General features: G+C 56.4%; 21 protein-coding genes. 8 read left to right on the forward strand and 13 right to left on the reverse strand.

From position 1 onward, the window contains the following. Positions 1-200: 200 nt before the first annotated feature. A complete protein-coding gene (locus GO007_RS19200) occupies positions 201-1,019 on the forward strand; it encodes a protein bax (RefSeq protein WP_095102988.1) in 819 nt (272 codons plus the stop codon). 64 nt (positions 1,020-1,083) lie between these two features. Here the strand turns inward: GO007_RS19200 and xylR are convergent, their stop codons facing one another. The 4 genes from xylR to xylF all read right to left on the reverse strand — a co-directional run bounded on the left by xylR (position 1,084) and on the right by xylF (position 6,145). Continuing rightward, the gene (xylR, locus tag GO007_RS19205) at positions 1,084-2,262 is read right to left on the reverse strand and encodes a D-xylose utilization transcriptional activator XylR (protein WP_041143169.1); all 1,179 of its coding nucleotides are present in this window, start codon (positions 2,260-2,262) and stop codon (positions 1,084-1,086) included. 124 nt (positions 2,263-2,386) lie between these two features. Next, complete coding sequence (gene xylH / locus GO007_RS19210; RefSeq protein WP_095102747.1) at positions 2,387-3,568, reverse strand: xylose ABC transporter permease XylH; 1,182 nt, start codon at positions 3,566-3,568, stop codon at positions 2,387-2,389. Beyond that, a complete protein-coding gene (locus tag GO007_RS19215; protein ID WP_095102748.1) occupies positions 3,546-5,087 on the reverse strand; it encodes a xylose ABC transporter ATP-binding protein in 1,542 nt (513 codons plus the stop codon). Before GO007_RS19215 ends, xylH begins: the two co-directional genes overlap by 23 nt. A 65-nt stretch (positions 5,088-5,152) precedes the next feature. After that, the gene (gene xylF / locus GO007_RS19220; protein ID WP_095102750.1) at positions 5,153-6,145 is read right to left on the reverse strand and encodes a D-xylose ABC transporter substrate-binding protein; all 993 of its coding nucleotides are present in this window, start codon (positions 6,143-6,145) and stop codon (positions 5,153-5,155) included. A gap of 372 nt (positions 6,146-6,517) precedes the next feature. Here xylF and xylA point away from each other — a divergent pair, with 372 nt between their 5' ends. Both xylA and xylB read left to right on the forward strand, forming a co-directional pair. Further along, positions 6,518-7,840, forward strand: a complete 1,323-nt coding sequence (gene xylA, locus GO007_RS19225) for a xylose isomerase (protein ID WP_095102751.1) — start codon at positions 6,518-6,520, stop codon at positions 7,838-7,840. An 89-nt stretch (positions 7,841-7,929) separates the two neighbouring features. After that, positions 7,930-9,384, forward strand: coding sequence for a xylulokinase (xylB, locus tag GO007_RS19230; RefSeq protein WP_095102753.1), 1,455 nt, complete (start codon positions 7,930-7,932; stop codon positions 9,382-9,384). 42 nt (positions 9,385-9,426) lie between these two features. On the opposite strand, the gene GO007_RS19235 is transcribed toward xylB, so the two are convergent. Further along, a complete protein-coding gene (locus GO007_RS19235) occupies positions 9,427-10,422 on the reverse strand; it encodes an acyltransferase (RefSeq protein WP_095102754.1) in 996 nt (331 codons plus the stop codon). Between the two features lie 179 nt (positions 10,423-10,601). Between GO007_RS19235 and GO007_RS19240 the strand changes: the two genes are divergently transcribed. The 3 genes from GO007_RS19240 to glyS all read left to right on the forward strand — a co-directional run bounded on the left by GO007_RS19240 (position 10,602) and on the right by glyS (position 14,034). Continuing rightward, on the forward strand, positions 10,602-10,907 hold the full coding sequence (locus GO007_RS19240) for a YsaB family lipoprotein (protein WP_095102755.1): 306 nt from the start codon (positions 10,602-10,604) through the stop codon (positions 10,905-10,907). Between the two features lie 136 nt (positions 10,908-11,043). Further along, entirely contained in the window at positions 11,044-11,955 is a 912-nt protein-coding gene (gene glyQ, locus GO007_RS19245) for a glycine--tRNA ligase subunit alpha (protein ID WP_095102756.1), read from the forward strand. Between the two features lie 9 nt (positions 11,956-11,964). Next, positions 11,965-14,034, forward strand: a complete 2,070-nt coding sequence (gene glyS, locus GO007_RS19250; protein WP_095102758.1) for a glycine--tRNA ligase subunit beta — start codon at positions 11,965-11,967, stop codon at positions 14,032-14,034. 98 nt (positions 14,035-14,132) lie between these two features. Here glyS and GO007_RS19255 read toward each other — a convergent pair whose 3' ends face one another. Continuing rightward, the gene (locus GO007_RS19255; protein ID WP_095102759.1) at positions 14,133-14,321 is read right to left on the reverse strand and encodes a hypothetical protein; all 189 of its coding nucleotides are present in this window, start codon (positions 14,319-14,321) and stop codon (positions 14,133-14,135) included. 87 nt (positions 14,322-14,408) lie between these two features. After that, positions 14,409-14,618: a YdgH/BhsA/McbA-like domain containing protein gene (locus tag GO007_RS19260; RefSeq protein WP_041143158.1), complete on the reverse strand. Its 210-nt coding sequence runs from the start codon at positions 14,616-14,618 to the stop codon at positions 14,409-14,411. A gap of 399 nt (positions 14,619-15,017) precedes the next feature. Between GO007_RS19260 and GO007_RS19265 the strand changes: the two genes are divergently transcribed. Next, entirely contained in the window at positions 15,018-16,637 is a 1,620-nt protein-coding gene (locus GO007_RS19265; protein WP_095102760.1) for an ABC-F family ATP-binding cassette domain-containing protein, read from the forward strand. A 99-nt stretch (positions 16,638-16,736) separates the two neighbouring features. Here the strand turns inward: GO007_RS19265 and cspE are convergent, their stop codons facing one another. From cspE to GO007_RS19280, 3 genes are all read right to left on the reverse strand, one after another. Then, positions 16,737-16,949 (reverse strand): transcription antiterminator/RNA stability regulator CspE, encoded by a 213-nt coding sequence (gene cspE / locus GO007_RS19270; protein ID WP_004868803.1) that lies wholly within the window; start codon positions 16,947-16,949, stop codon positions 16,737-16,739. A gap of 262 nt (positions 16,950-17,211) precedes the next feature. Then, positions 17,212-17,502: an HTH-type transcriptional regulator gene (locus GO007_RS19275; RefSeq protein WP_095102762.1), complete on the reverse strand. Its 291-nt coding sequence runs from the start codon at positions 17,500-17,502 to the stop codon at positions 17,212-17,214. 244 nt (positions 17,503-17,746) lie between these two features. Next, the gene (locus tag GO007_RS19280; protein ID WP_095102764.1) at positions 17,747-19,105 is read right to left on the reverse strand and encodes an MFS transporter; all 1,359 of its coding nucleotides are present in this window, start codon (positions 19,103-19,105) and stop codon (positions 17,747-17,749) included. Between the two features lie 439 nt (positions 19,106-19,544). Between GO007_RS19280 and GO007_RS19285 the strand changes: the two genes are divergently transcribed. After that, on the forward strand, positions 19,545-20,255 hold the full coding sequence (locus GO007_RS19285) for a DUF3053 domain-containing protein (protein ID WP_095102766.1): 711 nt from the start codon (positions 19,545-19,547) through the stop codon (positions 20,253-20,255). 98 nt (positions 20,256-20,353) lie between these two features. Here the strand turns inward: GO007_RS19285 and ghrB are convergent, their stop codons facing one another. The 3 genes from ghrB to GO007_RS19300 form a co-directional block, all read right to left on the reverse strand. Further along, complete coding sequence (gene ghrB / locus GO007_RS19290; RefSeq protein WP_095102768.1) at positions 20,354-21,325, reverse strand: glyoxylate/hydroxypyruvate reductase GhrB; 972 nt, start codon at positions 21,323-21,325, stop codon at positions 20,354-20,356. Between the two features lie 24 nt (positions 21,326-21,349). Then, a complete protein-coding gene (locus GO007_RS19295) occupies positions 21,350-22,630 on the reverse strand; it encodes an MFS transporter (RefSeq protein WP_095102770.1) in 1,281 nt (426 codons plus the stop codon). A 99-nt stretch (positions 22,631-22,729) separates the two neighbouring features. Further along, a complete protein-coding gene (locus GO007_RS19300) occupies positions 22,730-23,668 on the reverse strand; it encodes a sugar kinase (RefSeq protein ID WP_095102772.1) in 939 nt (312 codons plus the stop codon). Positions 23,669-23,671 lie beyond the last annotated feature (3 nt).

Consider the following 23,671-nt stretch of genomic DNA (forward strand, 5'->3'; position numbering starts at 1 on the left):
AATAGCCAAAAAATGAGACTGCGCTAGCATTTTTACGACGTTTCCAGCGGGCAGAAACCGATTTCAGATGACAGCTTTTAGGAATTGGACTATTTCTGTTAGTGCTCTCACTGGGTATTTTTGATACTATTCGCGATTCAATTAACGTTTTTTCGCATAAAACAAGGTGTTGGAATGCATATATCCGACCAGGAGATCTAATGATATCGATTCCCATTCGACGATATGGGGCCGCGATACTCATGTTACTTACCTGCATATTTTCAGGTAGTGCGTTGGCAACAACCCACACGGCAACAACGAGTCATAAAGCCCCGATAGTAAAGAAAAGCAGTAGTGTTAAGGTCAGCGGTAAACAAGAGTATTCTCGCAATAGTGTAAAGAGCAGTTCACTTCCTGATTTGCGAAAATACCCTTCCGGAACACCAAGGAAAAAAGCGTTTCTCCGGACAGTGATGCCTTATATTACCAAGCAGAATCAGGTGATTACTGCCGATCGTGACTGGCTTGTTACCAAGCAGTATGATTCCCGCTGGTCGCCGAGCGAGCGTACGCGTCTGAAAGATATAACGTCGCGCTATAAGGTGAAATGGTCCGGCAATACGCGCCGTATTCCGTGGAACACGCTGATGGACCGCGTCGACATTATTCCTAACAGCATGGTTGCCACAATGGCGGCGGCCGAAAGCGGCTGGGGTACGTCGAAGCTGGCGCGCATGAACAACAATTTGTTTGGTATGAAGTGCGGCGGCGGCAACTGCAGCGGTGCGATGAAAGGCTATTCTCAGTTTGATTCTGTAGAACAGTCGGTGCAGGCCTATGTGACCAACCTGAACACGCATCCGGCGTATAAATCCTTCCGCACCTCCCGTGCGCAGCTGCGTAAAACGGACCAGGAAGTGACCGCCAGCACGATGATTCATAAGCTGAAGGGCTATTCGACCAAAGGGTCGAGCTATAACAACTATCTCTTCGCGATGTATCAGGATAACCAGCGTCTGATTGCCGCACATATGTAATGCAAATCCTATAATGAAAAATGCCCGGCGCGCATGCCCGGGCATTTTTTTCGCTCTTTTCCCGCTACATCATTACTTCGCTGTGCCGGTCGCGGTACTCCTTCGGCGTGACGTCGTACTCTTTCTTAAACACGGAATAGAAATATTGCAGCGACGGATAGCCGCACATCTGCGAGATTTCATTAATCGACAGCGTCGTCGAAACCAGCAGGCTGCGCGCTTTTTCTAACTTCTCGCTGTGAATGACCGTATGAATGGTTTCGCCCACCTCCTCTTTAAAGCGCTTTTCGAGGTTCGATCGCGAGATCCCGACGGCGTCCAGCACCTGCTCGACCTTTATGCCTTTGCAGGCGTGATTGCGGATGTAGTGCATGGCCTGGATAACCGAAGGGTCGGAGAGGGAGCGGTAGTCCGTCGAGCGTCGCTCAATGACGCGCATGGGGGGAACCAGCCTGCGCTGCAGCGGCAGCGCTTCTTTATCCAGCAGGCGGTGCAGCAGCTTTGCCGCCTGATAGCCCATCTGGCGGGTGCCCTGCGCCACCGACGATAGCGCAACGCGCGACAGGTAGCGGGTCAGCTCTTCGTTATCGATGCCGATGACGCAGAGCTTTTCCGGTACCGGAATATGCAGCAGCTCGCAGGCCTGCAAAACGTGGCGCGCGCGGGCGTCGGTAACGGCGATGATCCCCGTTTGCGGCGGCAGCGTTTGCAGCCAGTCCGCCAGGCGGTTCTGCGCGTGCTGCCAGTTTTCCGGCGCCGTCTCCAGCCCCTGGTAAACCACGCCGCGATACTTCTCTTTTGCTACCAGCTGGCAAAATGCGTGCTCGCGTTCAACGGCCCAGCGCTTGCCGCTGGAGGTGGGCAGCCCGTAAAAGGCGAAACGGTGAACCCCTTTCTCTTTAAGATGCAGAAAGGCGCTCTCAACCAGGGCTGCGTTATCGGTGGCGATATAGTGAACCGGCGGGTAATCCTCGGGGCGATAGTAGGAGCCGCCGACGCCGACGATCGGTACTTCGACGCCGGCCAGCAGCTTTTCAATTTCGGGGTCGTCATAATCGGCGATCACCCCGTCTCCCAGCCACTCTCTGATGTTCTCTATCCGGGCGCGGAAATCCTCTTCGATAAAGATGTCCCACTCCAGCTGCGACGCCTGTAAATATTCGCCAACGCCTTCCACAACCTGCCGATCGTAGGCTTTGTTGGCGTTGAATAACAGCGTAATACGGTGGCGCTTTTCAAACATAATCTCGTTCCCTGGTCTCTCTTGCTGGCCATACAATACCGGCCAATGCCCGAACTATTACAAGCTACTTATGCGTAAATCTGGCGGTAGCGCAAATAATTCGGGCATTCTGTTGTCCAGCGTCTCAGGCGCGCCGCTTGGTGGCGGAATCCATCCACACCGCCAGCAGCAAAATGGCGCCTTTAACGATGTATTGCCAGAAGGTGGCGACGTCCATCATGCTCATGCCGTTATCCAGCGCGGACATGATAAAGGCCCCCATGACCGCGCCGGCCACGCTGCCTACGCCGCCGGCAAGGCTGGTACCGCCGATAACGCAGGCGGCGATGGCGTCGAGTTCGGCGATGTTGCCCGCGGACGGCGAGCCGGCCCCCAGCCGCGAGCTGAGGATCAGCCCGGCAATGGCGACCATCAGGCCGTTGATGGCGAACACCGCCAGCTTAGTCCGCTCTACGCTGATACCCGACAGGCGGGCCGCTTCAAGGTTGCCGCCGATGGCGTAAATCCGTCGACCAAAGGCGGTGCGGGTGGCCATAAACATGCCGGCCAGCAGCAGCGCGGCGAGGAGCAGCACCGGCGTAGGGACGCCGCGATAGTCGTTCAACAGCCAGATTGCGCCGAGAACAAAAACGGCGGTAAGGGTCTGGCGGCCGACGGTAGCGGTTGAGGCGGAGGTGGTTAACCCCAACGCCTGGCGGCGCAGGCGGCCGCGCCACTGCCAGATAATAAAAGCGGCCATGCCGACGACGCCGATACCGAAGCCAATGCCGTCCGGCAGGTAGCTCTGCCCGATTTGCGACATCGCCGGGCTGGTCGGGGAGACCGTGGTGCCGTTGGTGATGCCGATCAGAATGCCGCGGAACGCCAGCATGCCGGCAAGGGTGACGATAAACGAGGGCACCTTGCGATAGGCGACCCACCATCCGTTCCAGGCGCCCAGCAGCAGCCCCATCGCCAGCGTCACCACGATGGTGAGTGGCAGCGGCCAGCCGAGCCAGACGTCGAAGATGGCCGCCGCGCCGCCGAGAAGCCCCATCATTGAGCCGACGGAGAGGTCAATCTCGGCGGAAATGATCACAAAGACCATCCCCACCGCGAGGATGCCGGTGATGGCCGTCTGCCGCAGCAGGTTCGAAATATTGCGCGCGCTTAAGTAGGCGCCATCGGTAACCCAGGTAAAGAACAGCATGATGACCACGATGGCGGCGATCATGACGAAAACCTGAAGATTCAGGCCCTTTAATCCGGGCAGGGTGGCGGAGGCTGATGGGGCCAGTTTTATCTCAGACGACGTGTTTTTCGACATGGTGTTCGCTCCTCAGTGCGGCTTCCATTACCTGTTCCTGGGTCAGACCCTGGTTGATTAAGTTCGCTTTCAGTTTGCCTTCGTGCATGACCAGCACCCGATCGCTGAGTCCGAGCACCTCCGGAAGCTCCGATGAGATAACGATAACGGCGATCCCCTGCTGCACCAGCTGATTAATCAGCTTGTAGATTTCGTATTTCGCGCCGATATCAATGCCGCGGGTGGGCTCATCAAGGATTAAAATGCGCGGGTTCAGCAGCAGGCAGCGGGCGAGGATCGCTTTCTGCTGATTACCGCCGCTGAGTCGGCCGATGGCCAGATCCGGCGACGAGGTTTTGATTTTCAGCCGCTGGATAGACTGCTGAATGCACAGCTGCTCCCCGGCGTCATCGAGGCTGCTTAGCGGGCCGCTAAACTGGTCCAGCGCGGCCAGGGTGATATTCTTACCGACCGCCATCACCGGCACGATGCCGTCTTTTTTGCGATCCTCCGGCACCATGGCGATACCGTGAGCAATCGCCTGCTGGCAGTGATGAATCGCCACCTGCTGACCGTCAATATAGATTTTCCCCTCCCAGCGACCCGGCCAGACGCCAAACAGGCACTGGACCGCCTCGGTGCGCCCGGCGCCGACCAGTCCGGCAATGCCGAGGATTTCGCCGCGATGCAGAGAGAAGGAGATATTGTTCACCCGTTTGATATGGCGATTGACCGGATGCCATGCGGTTAAATTTTCGACGCGCAAAATCTCGTCGCCGTGGGTGTGCGGTTCGCTGGGGTAAAGGGCGGTAAGCTCGCGGCCGACCATCATGGTAATGACATCATCTTCGTTCATGCCGCTGGCGTCGCGGGTGCCAATATGCTGGCCGTCGCGAATCACGCAGATGGTGTCGGAGATCGCTTTTACTTCGTTGAGCTTGTGGGAGATGTAAATACAGGCGATGCCGTGATTTTGCAGATCGCGAATAATGTTCAGCAGAATTGCCGTTTCTTGTTCGGTTAATGAAGCGGTGGGCTCATCGAGAATCAGTAAGCGCACCTGTTTGTTGAGCGCTTTGGCAATTTCAACCAGCTGCTGCTGGCCAAGACCTAAATCCCCGACGCGCGTATCGGGTGATATCGCCAAATTGACCTGAGCCAGCAGCTTCTGGCTGCGTAGGGTCATGGTTTCATAATCCAGCAGGCCGTGGCGGGAAATTTCTGCGCCGAGGAAAATGTTCTCCAGCACCGTTAAGTGTTTTACCAGCGCGAGCTCCTGGTGAATGATGGCGATGCCCTTACGCTCGGTATCGCGAATATTGGCGGCCTGCAGGGTTTCGCCAGAGAAAATAATCTCGCCCTCATAGCTGCCGTGCGGATAAATGCCGCACAGCACCTTCATCAGGGTGGATTTGCCGGAACCATTTTCGCCACACAATGAGACAACTTCCCCGGCGTTAAGCCGCAGGCTGACATTATCAACGGCCTTCACCGCGCCGAAAGATTTGGTAATGTTCTTCATTTCAAGTAACCAGGACATAGATGCTCCGCATAAGCGATATCCGGCTGGACGAGAATAACGCCCCGGTTAAGGGGCGTCGGAGGTTACAGTTCGCTCTTTTTGTGGAAACCGTCTTTAATCACCGTTTGGTCGATATTGTCTTTATTCACTTCAATTGGCGTCAGCAGCCGCGACGGGACGTCCTTCAGCCCGTTGTTTAAGGTGGTATCAGCGTGCGGCGCCTTATCGTTACCGAGCTCAACGGCAATTTCTGCCGCGGTGGTGGCAAGCGTCACGATGGGTTTATAAACCGTCATCGTCTGGGTACCAGAGATAATGCGCTTCACTCCGGCGAGGTCGGCGTCCTGACCCGAGATCGCCACTTTCCCCGCCAGCCCCTGGGCGCTTAGCGCCTGGATTGCCCCGCCGGCGGTGGCGTCGTTTGAGGCCACTACCGCATCAATTTTGTTATTGTTGGCGGTAAGCGCATTCTCCATAATTTTTAACGCGTTTTCCGGCAGCCAGCCGTCGACCCACTGATCGCCGACAATTTTGATTTTGCCCTGATCGATATAAGGCTTAAGCACCTTCATTTGCCCGGCACGGAAGAGTTTGGCGTTATTATCAACAGGCGAGCCGCCCATCAGGAAATAATTACCCTGGGGCACTTTATTGACCAGGCTTTGGGCCTGCATTTCGCCGACTTTTTCGTTATCGAATGAAATATAGAAATCAATATCTGCGTTATTAATCATACGGTCATAGGCGAGAACTTTGATCCCTTCCTGCTTCGCTTCTTTAATAACGTTACTTAAAACCTGACCGTTGTAAGGAATAATAACCAGAACGTCAACGCCGCGATTTATCATATTTTCAATTTGCGACATTTGCGTTTCTTCATTGCCGTTGGCAGACTGAACAAATACTTTTGCACCTAATGATTCGGCCTTGTTGACAAAAATATCGCGGTCTTTCTGCCAGCGTTCCAGACGAAGATCGTCAATGGCCATACCAATTTTAACTTCTTTAGCAATACCCGCCATGCTGGTAAGAATGAGTGAAGCGCAGAGCGTGAGGCAAAGGTTCTTTATCTTCATAATAATAATACCTTTTTGTAAAGTGCAGGATAAAACGAGCGGTAAAAGCAGACGGCCTGATACGCTGAAGATTCTTAACGTGGAAAAGGGCGCTGGCAATTACCTGTGCTTATTTTGGCGTTATGAAATTTAGTTTATTTGCTGATTTATGACCGCGATCTTATTTTAATCTTCAGGGCCTCAGGGATTGTCCCGATCTTTCATTGAGATACTGCGTAAATAGCGAATTAGACCGTTATTTTTGCGATCTGGCGCACGTTTGCGGATTCTCTCAACCGCGGTGTGAAATAACGTAATTGAGGAAAGTAAAACAGCAATTCTATATTGGCTTATGACTTATTACCCGCCGCATCCCTGAATATGGAGTTCATTATGCAGACCTATTTCGATCAACTCGATCGCGTTCGTTATGAAGGCCCTAAATCTACTAACCCGCTGGCTTTCCGTCACTATAACCCGGATGAGCTGGTGCTGGGTAAACGCATGGAAGAACACCTGCGGTTTGCGGCCTGCTACTGGCACACGTTCTGCTGGAACGGAGCCGACATGTTTGGCGTCGGTTCCTTCAACCGCCCGTGGCAGCAGCCGGGCGACGCCCTGGAAATGGCAAAACGTAAAGCTGACGTCGCCTTTGAGTTTTTCCACAAGCTGAACGTCCCTTACTACTGCTTCCACGACGTTGACGTCTCGCCGGAAGGCGCGTCGTTGAAGGAGTATCTGAACAATTTCGCGCAAATGGTCGATGTGCTGGCGGCAAAACAGGAGCATAGCGGCGTGAAGCTGCTGTGGGGCACCGCGAACTGCTTCACTAACCCGCGATACGGCGCAGGTGCGGCAACCAACCCGGACCCGGAAGTGTTCAGCTGGGCAGCGACTCAGGTCGTTACCGCGATGGATGCTACCCACAAGCTGGGCGGGGAAAACTACGTCCTGTGGGGCGGCCGTGAAGGGTATGAAACTCTGCTCAATACCGATTTGCGCCAGGAGCGCGAGCAGATTGGCCGGTTTATGCAGCTGGTCGTTGAGCACAAACATAAAATTGGCTTCCAGGGGACGCTGCTGATTGAGCCGAAGCCGCAGGAGCCGACCAAGCACCAGTACGACTACGACGCCTCCACCGTTTATGGCTTCCTCAAGCAGTTCGGTCTGGAAAAAGAGATCAAGCTTAATATTGAAGCGAACCACGCGACCCTGGCAGGCCACAGTTTCCACCACGAGATTGCCACCGCCATCGCGCTGGGCCTGTTTGGTTCCGTCGATGCCAACCGCGGCGACCCGCAGCTGGGCTGGGATACCGATCAGTTCCCGAATAGCGTGGAAGAAAACGCCCTGGTGATGTATGAAATTCTCAAGGCCGGCGGTTTCACTACCGGCGGGCTGAATTTTGATGCCAAAGTTCGTCGTCAAAGCACCGATAAGTACGATCTGTTCTATGGTCATATTGGGGCGATGGATACGATGGCTCTGTCGCTGAAAGTGGCGGCGCGCATGATTGAAGATGGCGAGCTGGATAAGCGCGTAGCAAAACGTTATGCCGGCTGGAACGGCGACCTGGGCCAGCAAATCCTCAAGGGGCAGATGACGCTGACGGAAATTGCTCAGCATGCCGCGCAGAATAATCTGACGCCGCAGCATCAGAGCGGCCACCAGGAGCAGCTGGAAAATCTGGTGAATCATTATCTTTTCGATAAGTGATGATAGTGCCCGGCGCGTCCGGGCATAGGCTATTTAGCACGCTTTTTCGCGCCACGCTCAGCCGTGGCGCGCTGTTAAGGAGAGTCTGTATGTACATCGGGATTGATTTAGGTACCTCGGGCGTGAAGGCCATTTTGCTCAATGAGCAAGGTGAGGTACTGGCTTCGCATACTGAAAAGCTCAGCGTATCGCGCCCGCACCCCCTATGGTCCGAACAAGATCCCGAGCACTGGTGGCAGGCAACGGATGGCGCGATCAAAGCGTTGGCAGAGCGGCACTCCCTGCGCGACGTGAAGGCTATCGGTATCGCCGGGCAGATGCATGGCGCCACGCTGCTGGATAAGCAGCAGAAGGTGCTGCGCCCGGCCATTTTATGGAATGACGGGCGCTGCGGCGAAGAGTGCGCCCTGCTGGAAGAGCGGGTGGAGCGGTCGCGGCAGATCACCGGCAACCTGATGATGCCCGGCTTTACGGCGCCGAAACTGCTATGGGTTGAGCGGCACGAGCCGGACGTGTTCAGCCAGGTTGATAAGGTCCTGCTGCCGAAAGATTATCTCCGTTTACGCATGACCGGCGAGTTTGCCAGCGATATGTCTGACGCTGCCGGGACGATGTGGATGGACGTGGCAAAACGCGACTGGAGCGACGAGATGCTCGCCGCCTGCGGCCTGAGCCGCGATAACATGCCTGCGCTATTTGAGGGCAGCGAGGTGACGGGAACGCTGCGTCCGGCTATCGCCGAGGCGTGGAATATGCCCCAGGCGCTGGTGGTTGCCGGCGGCGGCGATAATGCCGCCGGGGCCGTTGGCGTCGGCATGGCGGACGCGGGACAGGCGATGCTATCGCTGGGCACCTCCGGCGTTTACTTTGCCGTCAGCGATGGCTTTCTCAGCAAACCCGAAAGCGCTGTGCACAGTTTCTGCCATGCGCTTCCCGGGCGCTGGCATTTGATGTCGGTCATGCTCAGCGCGGCATCCTGCCTCGACTGGGCGGCGAAGCTGACCGGCCTTGGTTCGGTTCCGGCGCTGATCGCCGCCGCCGGGTCAGCGCATGAGAGCGCGGGCCCGGTGTGGTTTCTGCCATATCTTTCCGGCGAGCGTACGCCGCATAACAATCCGCAGGCGAAAGGCGTCTTTTTCGGCCTGACCCATCAGCATGGCCCGGCGGAGCTGGCGCGTGCGGTGCTGGAAGGGGTGGGATATGCGCTGGCGGACGGTATGGATGTGGTCCACGCCTGCGGCATTAAGCCTGAGAGCATTACCCTGATTGGCGGAGGCGCTCGCAGCCCCTGGTGGCGGCAGATGCTGGCCGACATCAGCGGACAGCAGCTGGATTACCGTACCGGCGGCGACGTCGGGCCGGCGTTAGGCGCCGCGAGATTAGCGCAGCTGGCGCTGCATAAAGGCGCGTCGTATTCAGACCTGCTGCCTCAGCTGCCGCTGGAACAGGCTCACCTTCCGGATAGCGAACGCTTCGCGCTCTATGCCCCGCGTCGCGAAACGTTCCGCCAGATTTATCAGCAGCTCCTCCCGCTGATGTCATAGCGGCGACCCGCTCCCGCCGCGGGGGCGGGTTTTACCGTTGCGCTAGCTCACCAGCCGACGCGTGTCGATGCGCTGCACCAGCGCCGACAGCAGCAGGCTGCCCAGCAGCGCGGCGCTAAATATCCACAGAATATCCAGCAGCGGCCAGCGCGTGAGCTCCAGGCCGCTGGCCCGCAGCGCGTGGATAATCAGCGCATGAAAACCGTAGATCCCCAGAGAGTGGCGGGCGATAAGCGCGATGCCGGGGATCTGACGCCCGTTGAGGGTATTTTTCGCCAGCGTCAGCAGGGCTACCGCGCAAACAAACACCGCCGGACCGCAGTATAAATACCAGGTATCGCCGAAGTCGCCGCGCCACTTTAGCTCGTGCAGCGTACCGCGTGATATCACCCAGACGGCGCTGGCAAACAGCGCGGCGCACAGCAGAGTCAGCCATTTTTTATCCGTCTCCATCATGCCAATCGCCCGGCCAAGCACGCCGTACAGCACGTAGTAAAAGGCATCGCCGCTGATATAGAGATTGATCGGCAGCCATTCGATACCGCCCGCTTTTACGCTCACCATATTGGGATTGGCGAGAATGCCGATGACCAGCATCAGCGCCAGCAGCATCTTCCCGCTGACCTGCTTAACCTGAATGAGCGGCGAGAGCAGGTAGACGACGATAATCGCGAAGAAAAACCACAGGTGATAGAACACCGGCTTTTGCAGCAAGTTTCTTAGCGAGAGCTCGACGTTGATATGGGTAAACAGGGAGATGTAGAGCAGCGACACGGCGCTGTAGAACAGTACGCACAGCACGATGCGCAGAAAGTGCCGCGGCTGGGCGCTGCGTTCGCCGAAAAACAGATACCCTGACATCATGAAGAAGAGCGGGACGCTGACGCGAGAGGCGGAGTTGAGCAGGTTGGCCATATCCCATTCCACCAGGCTGATGGCGTGGGGATGGGTGATGTACCAGGTTGTGCTGTGGATCATCACCACCATCATGCATGCGATACCGCGCAAACTCGTAATCCAGTTTATTTTTTCCTGCATCAGTACCTCAGTGGTTCCTTCTTAAACAGGGTCTGACTTCCCTGATACGGCGGTGTCTCAATGGAATATTCTGAGTTTTCCGCCGCATGCTTGTAGAGATGTGGAGAGATTCGCACAATGTCCGGGCGATTTCACGTAATCTGCACGATAACAATTTGCTAACAAGGCGGTTGAGGATAATGGTGATGAAATATTTCTTTTCTGGAGTGCTGCTGCTTGTGCTTGCCGGCTGCAGCCAGACGCCGTCCCAGCCGTTACAAAAAGCGCAAAGAGCGCGAATTACGCCGCAAATCACCCTGAACATGGAGCAGCTGTGTAAGGATAAGGCGGCAAGACGCTACAGCACCGGGGCCCGGCTGGTTGACGTCAGCCATTTTGAACAGTTCCAGGGAAGCTATGAGCTGTCGGGCCATACCGAGCAGAATGAGCGCTTTATCTGTTCTTTCGATCCAGACGGGCAGTTTTTACATCTTTCTATGCGCTAAATGCCCGCAGCTGCCGCATGATGGCGTGAATTTCCCCAATTTTGCTTAAACAACGCCGTTTCGTACTGTATATCTCGCAGCCAGCGGGTATACTGATCCCTTCCTTTAAATCCACACGTATCCAGCACGAAATAATATGCAAAAGTTTGATACCAGGACCTTCCAGGGCCTGATCCTGACCTTACAGGATTACTGGGCTCGTCAGGGCTGCACCATTGTTCAACCACTGGACATGGAAGTTGGCGCCGGCACCTCCCACCCAATGACCTGCCTGCGCGCGCTGGGGCCAGAGCCGATGGCGACTGCCTATGTGCAGCCTTCGCGTCGTCCGACCGACGGTCGCTATGGCGAAAACCCGAACCGCTTGCAGCACTACTATCAGTTCCAGGTGGTCATTAAGCCATCGCCGGACAACATCCAGGAGCTGTACCTTGGGTCTCTGAAAGAGCTGGGTATGGACCCGACTATTCATGATATCCGCTTCGTGGAAGACAACTGGGAAAACCCAACGCTGGGCGCCTGGGGTCTGGGCTGGGAAGTGTGGCTGAATGGTATGGAAGTGACTCAGTTCACTTACTTCCAGCAGGTTGGTGGTCTGGAATGTAAGCCGGTAACCGGCGAGATCACCTACGGCCTGGAGCGTCTGGCGATGTACATTCAGGGCGTAGACAGCGTTTACGACCTGGTATGGAGCGACGGCCCGCTGGGTAAAACGACCTACGGCGACGTGTTCCATCAGAACGAAGTCGAGCAATCAACCTACAACTTTGAATACGCCGACGTGGACTTCCTGTTCTCCTGCTTTGAGCAGTATGAGAAAGAAGCGCAGCTGCTGCTGGCGCTGGAAAATCCGCTGCCGCTGCCTGCCTACGAGCGTATTCTGAAGGCCGCCCATAGCTTCAACCTGCTGGATGCGCGTAAGGCCATCTCCGTCACCGAGCGTCAGCGCTATATTCTGCGCATCCGCACCCTGACGAAAGCGGTGGCAGAAGCTTACTACGCTTCTCGTGAGGCCCTTGGCTTCCCGATGTGCAACAAAAACAAATAAGAGGCGGCCATGTCTGAGAAAACTTTCCTGGTGGAGATCGGCACCGAAGAGCTGCCACCAAAAGCCCTGCGCAGCCTGGCTGAGTCTTTTGCTGCGAACTTTACCGCGGAGCTGGATAGCGCCGGCCTCGCCCACGGCACCGTTGAATGGTTTGCCGCCCCGCGTCGTCTGGCGCTGAAGGTGGCCAATCTGGCCGCTTCCCAGCCGGATCGTGAAATCGAAAAACGCGGTCCGGCGGTTTCAGCGGCGTTTGACGCCGAAGGTAAACCGAGCAAAGCGGCCGAAGGCTGGGCGCGCGGCTGCGGCATCACCGTCGAGCAGGCCGAACGTCTGGCGACCGATAAAGGCGAATGGCTGCTGTATCGCGCCCACGTGAAAGGCGAAAGCGCAGAAGCGCTGCTGCCGAACATGGTCGCGACGTCGCTTTCCAAACTGCCTATCCCTAAACTGATGCGCTGGGGCGCGTCAGACGTGCAGTTCGTGCGCCCGGTTCACACCGTGACCCTGCTGCTCGGCGACAAAGTCGTTCCGGCGACCATTCTCGGTATCGACTCCGATCGTGTGATCCGCGGCCATCGCTTTATGGGCGAGCCGGAATTCACCATCGATAACGCCGAACAGTATCCGCAGATTCTGCTGGCGCGCGGGAAGGTTGTTGCCGATTACGCCGCGCGTAAGGCGATCATTAAAGCCGGCGCTGAAGAAGCGGCCCGCAAGATTGGCGGTAACGCTGACCTGAGCGAAAGCCTGCTGGAAGAGGTGACCTCGCTGGTGGAATGGCCGGTGGTGCTGACGGCGAAATTCGAAGAAAAATTCCTCGCGGTGCCTTCTGAAGCCCTGGTTTACACCATGAAAGGCGATCAGAAGTATTTCCCGGTTTATGCCGACGACGGCAAACTGCTGCCGAACTTCATCTTCGTCGCCAACATCGAATCCAAAGACCCGCAGCAGATCATCTCCGGTAACGAGAAGGTTGTGCGCCCGCGTCTGGCGGATGCCGAATTCTTCTTCAATACTGACCGCAAAAAGCGCCTGGAAGACAATCTGCCGCGTCTGCAGACCGTCCTGTTCCAGCAGCAGCTGGGCACCCTGCGCGATAAAACCGACCGTATTCAGGCCCTTGCCGGCTGGATTGCCGGCCAGATTGGCGCAGACGTTAACCACGCGACCCGTGCGGGCCTGCTGTCGAAGTGCGACCTGATGACCAATATGGTCTTCGAGTTCACCGATACCCAGGGCGTTATGGGCATGCACTACGCGCGTCATGATGGCGAAGCGGAAGACGTTGCCGTGGCGCTGAACGAGCAGTATCAGCCGCGTTTTGCCGGTGACGATCTGCCGTCTAACCCGGTTGCCTGCGCGGTGGCGATTGCCGATAAGATGGATACGCTTGCCGGTATCTTCGGCATTGGTCAGCACCCGAAAGGGGACAAAGACCCGTTCGCGCTGCGCCGTGCCGCGCTGGGCGTGCTGCGTATCATCGTTGAGAAGAACCTGAATCTGGATCTGCAAACCCTCACCGAAGAAGCGGTACGTCTGTATGGCGACAAGCTGACTAACGCGAAGGTGGTTGATGATGTTATCGACTTTATGCTCGGTCGCTTCCGCGCCTGGTACCAGGACGAAGGCTACGGCGTTGATACTATTCAGGCGGTACTGGCTCGTCGCCCAACCCGTCCGGCTGATTTCGATGCGCGCATGAAGGCGGTTTCGCACTTCCGCACGCTGGAAGAGTCCTCGGCGCTGGCGGCGGCGAATAAGCGTGTCTCCAACATTCTGGCTAAGTCTGACGAAGTGCTGAACGATATCGTCCACGCCTCCGTGCTGAAAGAAGCGGCTGAAATTAAGCTGGCCAGCAATTTAGTCGTCCTGCGCGACAAGCTGCAGCCGTACTTCGCCGAAGGCCGCTATCAGGACGCTTTGATCGAGCTGGCGTCGCTGCGCGAGCCGGTTGACGAGTTCTTCGAGAACGTAATGGTCAACGCGGAAGATCAAAGCGTGCGCGTTAACCGCCTGACGCTGCTGTCTAAACTGCGCGAGCTTTTCCTGCAGGTAGCGGATATTTCTCTGCTGCAGTAAGCGCCTTTTGGCAACAAAAAAACCTGCCTTCTGGCAGGTTTTTTTATGGCGCGAAGACGCTCATGGAGCAATCTCGTCGCCCGCGGGCTGGCCCTTAATTACTGCAGGTTGCCTGCCGTCAGGCTCTCTTTATCGAAAGCATGGCTGACGTTAATGCGGTTTTGATGCATCGACGTATCGATGTTTGAGCCTGCTTCCGGCTGTACGGCATGGCGTTCTGCCGCCATGACGCCGGTTGACAGTGAGGCTGCCAGAAACAGGGCGGTCATCACGCTGATATTTTTCATCTTATATTCCTTTTCATCGTGCTGTTGTTGTCGCCTGCGTAGCTGGTTCCGGCGGCCGGCACTCTCTAAGAGAGCCATCAACGAGATTTATTTAGTCAGCTCTGCGGTCATATGAACGCGGTTGTTGAACTGGGCGCTGGTAATTTTGTAGGACGCACCCTGCTCAGCAGCCTGGGCGGCAATTTTAGCTTCTGCGCGATCCAGGGTGGAGGCAGTGGTGCTGATGCTCTGAGCGAATGCGCCGAAGGACATCAGGGAAAGTGCGGTAACTGCAACGAAAGTTTTGATTGATTTCATGGTCATATTCCTAAGGTTGTTTGTCTGTAATAGGGCGTTGTGCCCTGATGTGATAAATAATAGGCCGATCGTCTGGTGATTAAAATCGGAACAATTTGCGCATATTGTTCAAAAAAATAGAATAATATTTGATCGATAACTATGGGGGCGTTAATCGTCATGACTGGCGATAAATAAGCCCGTCAGTTAGCCCGGCGGCGCGGCTAACTTTTGCCTGTCTCTGCGTGGGCGCTGAAAAAATAATCTTGAAATGTGGGTGTCGGTGTGGCTATTCTGTGCCCCGACGAATCCCTCGTCTTACTGAGAGCACACTGAAAATGGATAACCACGCCTGCTGAATTCACTCCTTGCTAGCACGATGTGCGGCAGGGGAAGTATCGATTTCATTCAGGAGTGCTTATGGCCCATTGTGCCCGGTCCCCCGCTTTTATTTTGCATCAGCTCACCTGTCAGTTTGCGACAGGAGACACGCTGTTCGGCCCGCTAAATTTATCGTTGGAAACGTCGTTCTGCGGCCTGGTCGGCCGTAATGGCGTCGGCAAAACTCGTCTGCTTCGGCTGCTGGCGGGCGTTGACTCTCCCTCCGGTGGACATATCGAACGGTTTACCTCTCTGGCCTATGTTGCCCAACAGCCGGCTATGACTCCCTGCGCTACGCTGGCCGATCTGCTGGGCTATGGCTGCGTATTCTCCGCCCTGCGGCGGCTTGAGCGTGGTGAAGGATTCGCTGACGACGTTGAGAGCCTGGAAGGTTTCTGGGATCTGCGCGAGCGTCTGAGCGCGGCGTTCGCAGATGCCGGCCTGCCGACGTTTGCTCCCGATCGACTCGCGTCGTCGCTGAGCGGCGGCGAGCGGGTGAAAGCGCTGCTGTGCGGGGCCTTTCTCTCAGGCTCAGACTATTTGCTGCTGGATGAGCCGACAAACCACCTCGACAGACAGGGGCGCGAATGGCTGTACCAGCAGCTTGAGCGCTGGCGCGGCGGGGGAATTATCGCCAGCCACGATCGTGAACTGCTGGCGCGGATGCCGCGCATCCTTGAGCTCACTCCGACGGCGCTGCGAAGCTATGGCGGGAGCTACGCCGACTACCGGCAGCAGCGCGATGCCGAGCAGCAGGCTGCGCGATCCGCGCTGGAGCATGCCGCGACCGAACGCCGTCGCACCCGGGCGCGTATGCACAAAGAACATGATGCCAGCCAGCGGCGATCTGCGCAGACGCTGCGGGTTGTCGATACCCTGAATATTGCCTCGTTTGAACGCGTGAAGTACAAAGGCGCGGCGAAGGAGCGCCCTGGAACGCTCCTGCGGCAGCATCGGGAACAAAACAGCGCCCTCAACGCCGCCGTTGCCCAGGCGTACGAGCGGGTAGAAGATGAAGCGTCGGTGATGTTTACTCTGCCGGGAAGTCATATTGCCGCCGGTAAGCAGGTTCTGGAGCTGGAGGGCTTACGGCTGGCCCACTCGGCGGCAGCACCGCTTAGCTGGCGCCTTGACGGGCCGATGCGCGTCGCGCTGCGTGGTCCTAATGGCTGTGGAAAAACCACCTTATTGAAAACGCTGATAGGCCTCGAGCAGCCGGTTAGCGGAGAGTGCCGACTATCGGTACATGCGGCCTGGCTGGATCAGCACCTGACGCAGCTGGACCTGTCGCTATCGGTTTTAACGCATCTTAATCTTGACGATACGCCGCTGGAGGAGGGCGTGCTGCGCAGCCGGCTTGCACAGCTGCAGCTGGGAGCGGATAAAATCAATCTACCTTTGGCGGCGCTGAGCGGCGGCGAACGACTGAAGGCGGCGCTTGCCTGCGTGCTGTGGCGGCGGGACGCCACCCAGCTGCTGCTGCTCGATGAGCCGACTAACCACCTTGATTTAGCCTCCGCTCAGGCCATTGAAGCGGCGCTAGCGGGATTTCCCGGTGCGATGCTGGTTGTGTCGCATGATGAGGCGTTCCTGCAGGGGCTGAAGCTCACCCACGTTTTAGAGTGGCGGGACGGCGGCTGGCATTTTGAGGCGAGCTAAAACTAAAAAACCGCCATGTGAAGTGGCGGTTTCCTGATGTTCAGATAAAAAAAATCCCCGCCGTAAGGCAGGGATCTTGAATTCTGAGCTTATTTAAGCTTACAGGCTGGTAACGTTGCCAGCTGCCGGGCCTTTAGCGCCGCTTTCGATGGTGAAGGAAACTTTCTGACCTTCATCCAGAGATTTGTAGCCATCGTTCATGATAGCGGAGAAGTGTACGAACACATCTTTAGAACCGTCATCAGGAGTAATGAAGCCGAAACCTTTATCAGCGTTGAACCATTTTACGATACCAGTCATTTTACCGGACATAGCGAAATACCTTTAAAAAATTAATGAACCTTTCGGCGATACGGTCTGGACTACAGATTTGAAGCTATAAAGGGAAAGTTCACTACCGGGGTATCTAGGATAACCGCTCAAGGACTACTCTATACTAATGCTCTGTGGTCTGTACATCAAACCTGCGAGCATTAACTCATTTTTGAGATGCGATAGCAAACGTTTTTTTTCATAGAAATTAAAACGGTCCCTAATCAGGACCGTAATCAGTGTCCAATAACATTATAGAACTTCACTCGTGAATTTGCCTTGAAAGCTTTGAGTTAGCCTGGATCAGGCGCATCAACTTGAGCTCAGTCGAAGAGGGCTTGACGCGTCTCGACTCCCACTCCTGCACCATCGCCACGCTGACGCCCATCGCATCGGCGAAATCGTCAATTTTCAGCCCGGTCCCTTTACGGAGCCGGTCGAATTCGCTGAAGGCGGTTGGCTTGCGGGTTGGGGCGGTCGCTCGGGGAATGTCTTTAAAAACAATTTGTTCCAGGCTGCTAAGCAATTCGAATATTGGATCTTTATATTCCATAGAGAGCTCCTTCCTGCTGCACAGTAAAGGGTAGGTTTGGTGGATGCTTATTAAGAATAGTCAGAAAAAAACGCGGAGAACGGTAACGGGGGTGATTATATGCCGGCAGCCCTTCTTTTGAGACCGAACAGCCCGGCGGGAGTTGGGGGTAAGCCGATGATTAATCATCATACGCGCGGGTTTAGAAAATTTTTGTAAACGGCACAGAAAAACCGAAGCCAGCGGCTCCCCGCTGGCCTTGCGATCAGGCTTTCTGCAGATTTTCAGCGTCGGCCTGAGGCGGAGCAGGCTGACGCTGGCTCATTTTGTATTTTACCAGCAGGGCGATGGCGGATAAAAACGCCGGGATGGCCAGCAGGGTGAAAATGGTCGCAAAAGAGAGCTGCGCCTGCATCAGGAATACGCCGCTGAAGGCGCCAAGAATGCCGCCAAAGCGCCCGATACCCAGCATCCAGGCGACGCCGGTTGCGCGGCCCTGCGTGGGGTAAAATCCGGCTGCCAGCGCCGGCATGGAAGACTGCGCGCCGTTCATAATGCTGCCGGCGATAAATACCATGATCCCCATCAGCACCAGGCTGTCGGTGGAGAAGCCCACGAGACAGACGAAAATACCGGTTAGCAGCCAGCCGACGGCGACGACCTTATTGGGGTTGATCTTATCCATCAGCGCGCCGAGGATCAGCACGCCAATACCGCCGCCCAGCGGGAACAGTGCGGTGATAATCGACGCCTGGCTCATCGATGCGCCGGTTTCACGAATCAGCAGCGGCAGCCAGCTGGTCAGTAAATAGAAGATCAGCAGGCCCATAAAGTAGGTCAGGCACAGCATCACGGTTCCGACGATATAGCGTGGAGAGAAAATGACGGCCAGAGCCGATTTCTCTTTTACCTGGCCGGCCTCACGCAGCTCAAACTCCACCTCTTGCGGAAGCGGCGCAATGCGGCGGAGAATTGTCGCAATGCGCTGCGCAGGCTGGCGCTTAACGACCATGTAGCGCACCGATTCCGGCAGCAGGAAGATCAGCGCCACGGCGAGCAGCAGAGGCATCACGCCGCCCAGTACCAGCACGCTTTGCCAGCCGTAATGGGGGATCATCCAGGCTGAGAGAAAGCCCCCCAGCGACGATCCCATCGGGAAGCCGACAAACATCAGGTTGACCATTAAGGCCCGGCGGCGCTCCGGCGCGTATTCGCTCATCAGCGTCGCGGCGTTCGGCATCGCGGCCCCCAGCCCCAGCCCCGTCAGGAAGCGCAGCAGCGTCAGCTGGTTCAGGCTGGTAGCAAAAGCGGTAAGCAGGCTAAAGCTGCCAAAAACCACGATCGACATCAGCAGGACCTTCTTGCGGCCAATGCGGTCGGCCAGCGGCCCCGCGGTCAAGGCGCCCACCGCCAGGCCGACCAGCGCAGCGCTCATTACCGGGCCTAATGCCGACTTTTCTACGCCCCACTCCTGCACCAGGTCTGAGGCGATGAAACCGATTATCGCGGTATCGAAACCGTCCATAGCGACGGTGATAAAACATAAGGCCAGAATCATCCACTGGTACTTCGTGAAGGGATGTTCATTGATAAAAGCCTGAATATCGATGGTTGTCTTATTCATACGGCATTCCTGGCAGGCAGAGCGGGGGACGAAAACGGCGGTTTACGTCTCCCTCGCTGTCGTTAATATTATTTGTGCGATAATCGAACGTAATGCCGTTAATCGCTCATTAATCAAAACACTGAACCCGACTGCAGGCAACGCGGGTCGGCCAGGAAGCGTGCGATTATCGTTCTTTTTAGGGATTTAATCGCGATTGATGAAATTAAAATTCAATAAAATCAACTTGTTGAATATTGATTTTGACGTTTTGCTTATGGCGGTAATTGTGATGTGCTTAACAGACGATACCGGTTGTCGATAAAACGCCGCCAGAGGGCTATTTCCTGCGGAAGATTGTCAGGAAAGAGTATCCTGTGAGGCCGACCTGGACTATCCTTGTCAGCGTCTGGCACGTGTGTGTCTGTTTGCGCTTTTTTTGGCTGAAAGGAGTAAAAAAATGGCGACAGGAAAGTCCTGCTCTCGCTGGTTTGCGGCTGTTGCGGCCTTATTAATGGTGGTTAGCCTGAGTGGGTGTTTTGATAAAGAAGGCGATCAGCGCAAAGCGTTCATCGACTTCCTGCAAAATACGGCTATGCGGAGCGGCGAACGTCTGCCGACGCTGACCGCCGATCAGAAAAAACAGTTCGGTCCTTTTGTGTCCGATTATGCGGTGATTTACGGCTATTCGCAGCAGGTAAGTCAGGCGATGGACGCGGGCCTGCGCCCGGTGGTAGACAGCGTGAACGCGATCCGCGTCCCGCAGGACTATATCACTCAGCGTGAACCGCTGCGTCAGGCAAACGGCGCGCTGGGCGTACTGAGCCAGCAGCTGGAAAATGCGAAAATGCAGGCCGATGGTGCGCATAGCGCGCTGAAGCAGGGCGACGATCTGAAGCCGGTCTTTGACCAGGTTTACAACAAAGTGGTTACCGCTCCGGCAAATGCCCTGCAGCCGCTGATCCCTGCGGCGCAGGTCTTTACACAGCAGCTGGTGCAGGTCGGTGATTTTGTTGCTCAGCAAAGTACGCAGGTGAGCTTCGTGGCGAACGGGATTCAGTTCCCGACCTCGCAGCAGGCCAGCCAGTACAACGCATTGATTGGCCCGCTGGCGGCTCAGCACCAGGCGTTCAATCAGGCGTGGACTGCAGCAGTTAACGCTACGCGATAGCCGCTGCCCGAGCCCGGGGAAGGCGTTTATCGCGCCATCACCCGGGTTTCTTCCCGGCTGACGCTACGCTCAGCCGGGCGAGAATGCCCCTTTCCTTCCTATTTCACCTGCGGGTTCACGCAGTTCTTATCGACGTTGCCCTGTAGCGCATCAATTAGATTATCCACCGCACAGGCCGCCATGTTGTAGCGCGTTTCATGGGTAGCGGAACCAATATGCGGGAGCGCGACGACGTTCGGCATGCTGAGCAGCGGGGAGTCCTGCGCCAGCGGCTCCTGCTCAAACACGTCGAGACCGGCGGCATGGATTTCGCCATTCTGCAACGCGGCAATCAACGCCTTCTCATCGACGACCGGACCGCGTCCGGCGTTAATAAAGATGGCGGATGGCTTCATTTTGGCGAACTTCTCCGCATTGAAAAGATGATGAGTCTCAGCGGTCAGCGGCAGGATCAGGCAGACAAAATCGGCTTCCTCAAGCAGCGTATCCAGATCGCAGTAGCGGGCGTTGAAGCGCTCTTCCGCCTGCGGGTGCTGGCTACGCGCATTATAAAGAATCGGCATCCCGAAGCCGGCATGCGCGCGCTGGGCCAGCGCCATGCCGATGCGCCCCATCCCAACGATGCCCAGCGTTTTGTGGTGCACATCGCTGCCGAACCAGTCCGGCCCGATGCTTTTGGTCCATTCACCCGCCTTCACGCGATTGGCCACTTCCACCACCCGGCGTGAGGTGCTGAGTACCAGCGCCATCACCGTATCGGCAACGGTTTCGGTCAACACGGTGGGCGTATGCATCAGCAGGACCCTGCGCGCGTTTAGCGCTCCAACGTCGAAGTTGTCGTAGCCCACGGAGACCGTTGAGGCCGCACGAAGATTGGGCATTTTCTCCAGTAACGCGGCATCAACTTTTTCGCTGGAGCCCAGCAGGCCTTCGGCCTGGGCAAACGCCTCGGCGTGCTGCGCGATGGTTTCGGCACTCAGGTTTTTCACCCGGGTGACGGCAAAGTATTTTTCCAGACGTTGCTGCAGGTCGTCGGGAAGCGTTTTATAGAGAATAACGGACGGCTTCATGCGGATCTCCGTAGTATTTAGGGGTCAGGCGTGACGAGCGCCAAGCGGAATTTTTTGATTATTAGCAGGCTTAACAATCAAAGTAAGCCATACCGCGACGAAAAGCGCCACTCCCATGAAAATGTACGAGGCTGACGGGCTGCCGGTCGAACCGTTCAGGTAGCCGACGAACCATGAGCCAAAGAATGAGCCTAGCGCGCCCATGCTGTTAATCAGCGCCATCGCGCCGCCGGCTACGTTGCGCGGTAGCATCTCCGGGATGATGGCGAAGAAGGGGCCATAGGGGGCGTACATCGCCGCGCCGGCAATCACCAGCAGGGTATAAGAAGTCCAGAAGTGGTTCGCGCCGACGGCCCAGGAGCCGATAAAGGCCAGCCCGCCAATCAGCAGCAGCGGCCAGACGAACAGCTTACGGTTCTGCATTTTGTCCGAGGCCCAGGAGACGACGATCATCGCAATAGTCGCCGCCAGGTAAGGTACCGAGGAGAGCCAGCCAACCTCGACCATGCCCATGTTTTCACCGCCGCTGCGGATGATTGACGGCAGCCACAGCACGAAGCCGTATACCCCGATACTCCAGGCAAAATACTGCATGCACAGCAGAACGACGTTACGTGAGCGGAAGGCCTCGCTGTAGTTACGTACGGCTTTGATGCCCTGCTGCTCGCGTTCCAGCTGCTCCTGCAGCGCGGCTTTTTCGCTCTCCGACAGCCAGTTCACCTGCGACGGCTTATCTTTTACCAGTACCCACCAGCAGAAGGCCCAGATCACCGCCGGAACGCCTTCAATGATGAACATCTCGCGCCAGCCAAAGGACTGGATCAGATAGCCGGAAACCACCGACATCCACAGCACCGTGACCGGATTGCCGAGGATTAAAAAGGTATTGGCGCGCGAGCGTTCGGATTTAGTAAACCAGTTGCTGATGTAAATCAGCATCGCGGGCATCACCGCGGCTTCGACGACGCCGAGAATAAAGCGGATAGCGGCCAGCGCCGGAATATTGTGCACCATGCCGGTCAGCGAGGCGCAGGCGCCCCACAGGATCAGGCAGATAAAAATAAGTTTTCGCACGCTGCGGCGTTCAGCATAAATTGCCCCAGGGATCTGGAAGAAGAAGTACCCGAGGAAGAAAAGAGCGCCCAGTAGCGATGAGACCCCTTTGGTGATCCCTAAATCTTCGGTAATGCCCGCCGCGGAGGCGAAGCTGAAGTTAGCGCGGTCGAGATACGCCAGGCTATACGTGATAAACACGATAGGCATGATGTACCACCAGCGTTTTGTTGCATTGGTTAAGCTGTTCATAGGCTTGCCTCTGTATGTGAGGTAACACTCACCGATAGAAGGTGTCTTATGCCGCGCTGTATGTAGGGTACAGAGTGGCTACGATCGTTGCATTAAACGTTATTCGCCCAGCGCTTCGCGCGTCGGTAATCCTTCGCTATCGCCCTGAACCTGAATAGCCAGCGAGCCGATTTTATTCCCGCGCCGTACCGCCTGATCCAGCGCTTTGCCTTCCAGCAGGGCGCTAATAACCCCGACCGCAAAGCCATCGCCTGCGCCGACGGTATCGACGACGTTATCGACTTTTATCGCCGCGACGGCACCCTGCTCACCCGCGGTCGTTTTATACCAGGCGCCGTCGGAGCCGGTTTTGATGATTACGGCGCGCACGCCGCGGTTGAGATAGAAGTCAGCGATAGCCTCCGGCGTTTGCTGACCCGTCAGGATCATCCCCTCCTTCAGACCGGGTAAAACCCAGTCGGCCTGGAAAGCGAGATGGTTGAGCTTTTCCACCATCTCACCTTCGCTTTTCCACAGCACCGGCCGCAGGTTGGGGTCGAAAGAGATCGTTTTTCCCTCGGCCTTCATCGTGCCGGCGGCGCGATCCAGCAGCGCATATGAACTCTCCGACAGCGCGGCGGCGACGCCGCTTAAATGCAGGTGGCGGGCGCTGGCGAAGTAATCGGGGTGGAAATCATCCGGCGACAGGTGGCTGGCAGCCGAGCCTTTGCGGAAATATTCCACAATGGGATCGGTTCCATTTTCGACTTTAGATTTCATCTGGAAGCCGGTTGCGTAGCGCGGGTCCTGGGTTACACCGCGGGCGTCAATCCCCTCTTTTGCCAGCGAGTTAAGAACAAAGCGACCGAAGCTATCCTCGCCGACGCGGCTGACCCAGCCGACCTTCAGCCCCAGACGAGCAAGGCCGGTGGCGACGTTCAGCTCCGCGCCGGCGACGCGCTTGATAAAGCATTCTACTTCCGCGAGGTCCCCGGTTTGGGTTGCCACAAACATGGCCATCGCTTCGCCGATGGTAATGACATCCAATCTGTTTTCCATGGC

The organism is Klebsiella sp. 10-1, assembly GCF_009758445.1.
In the GTDB taxonomy this organism is placed as follows: domain Bacteria; phylum Pseudomonadota; class Gammaproteobacteria; order Enterobacterales; family Enterobacteriaceae; genus Klebsiella; species Klebsiella scottii.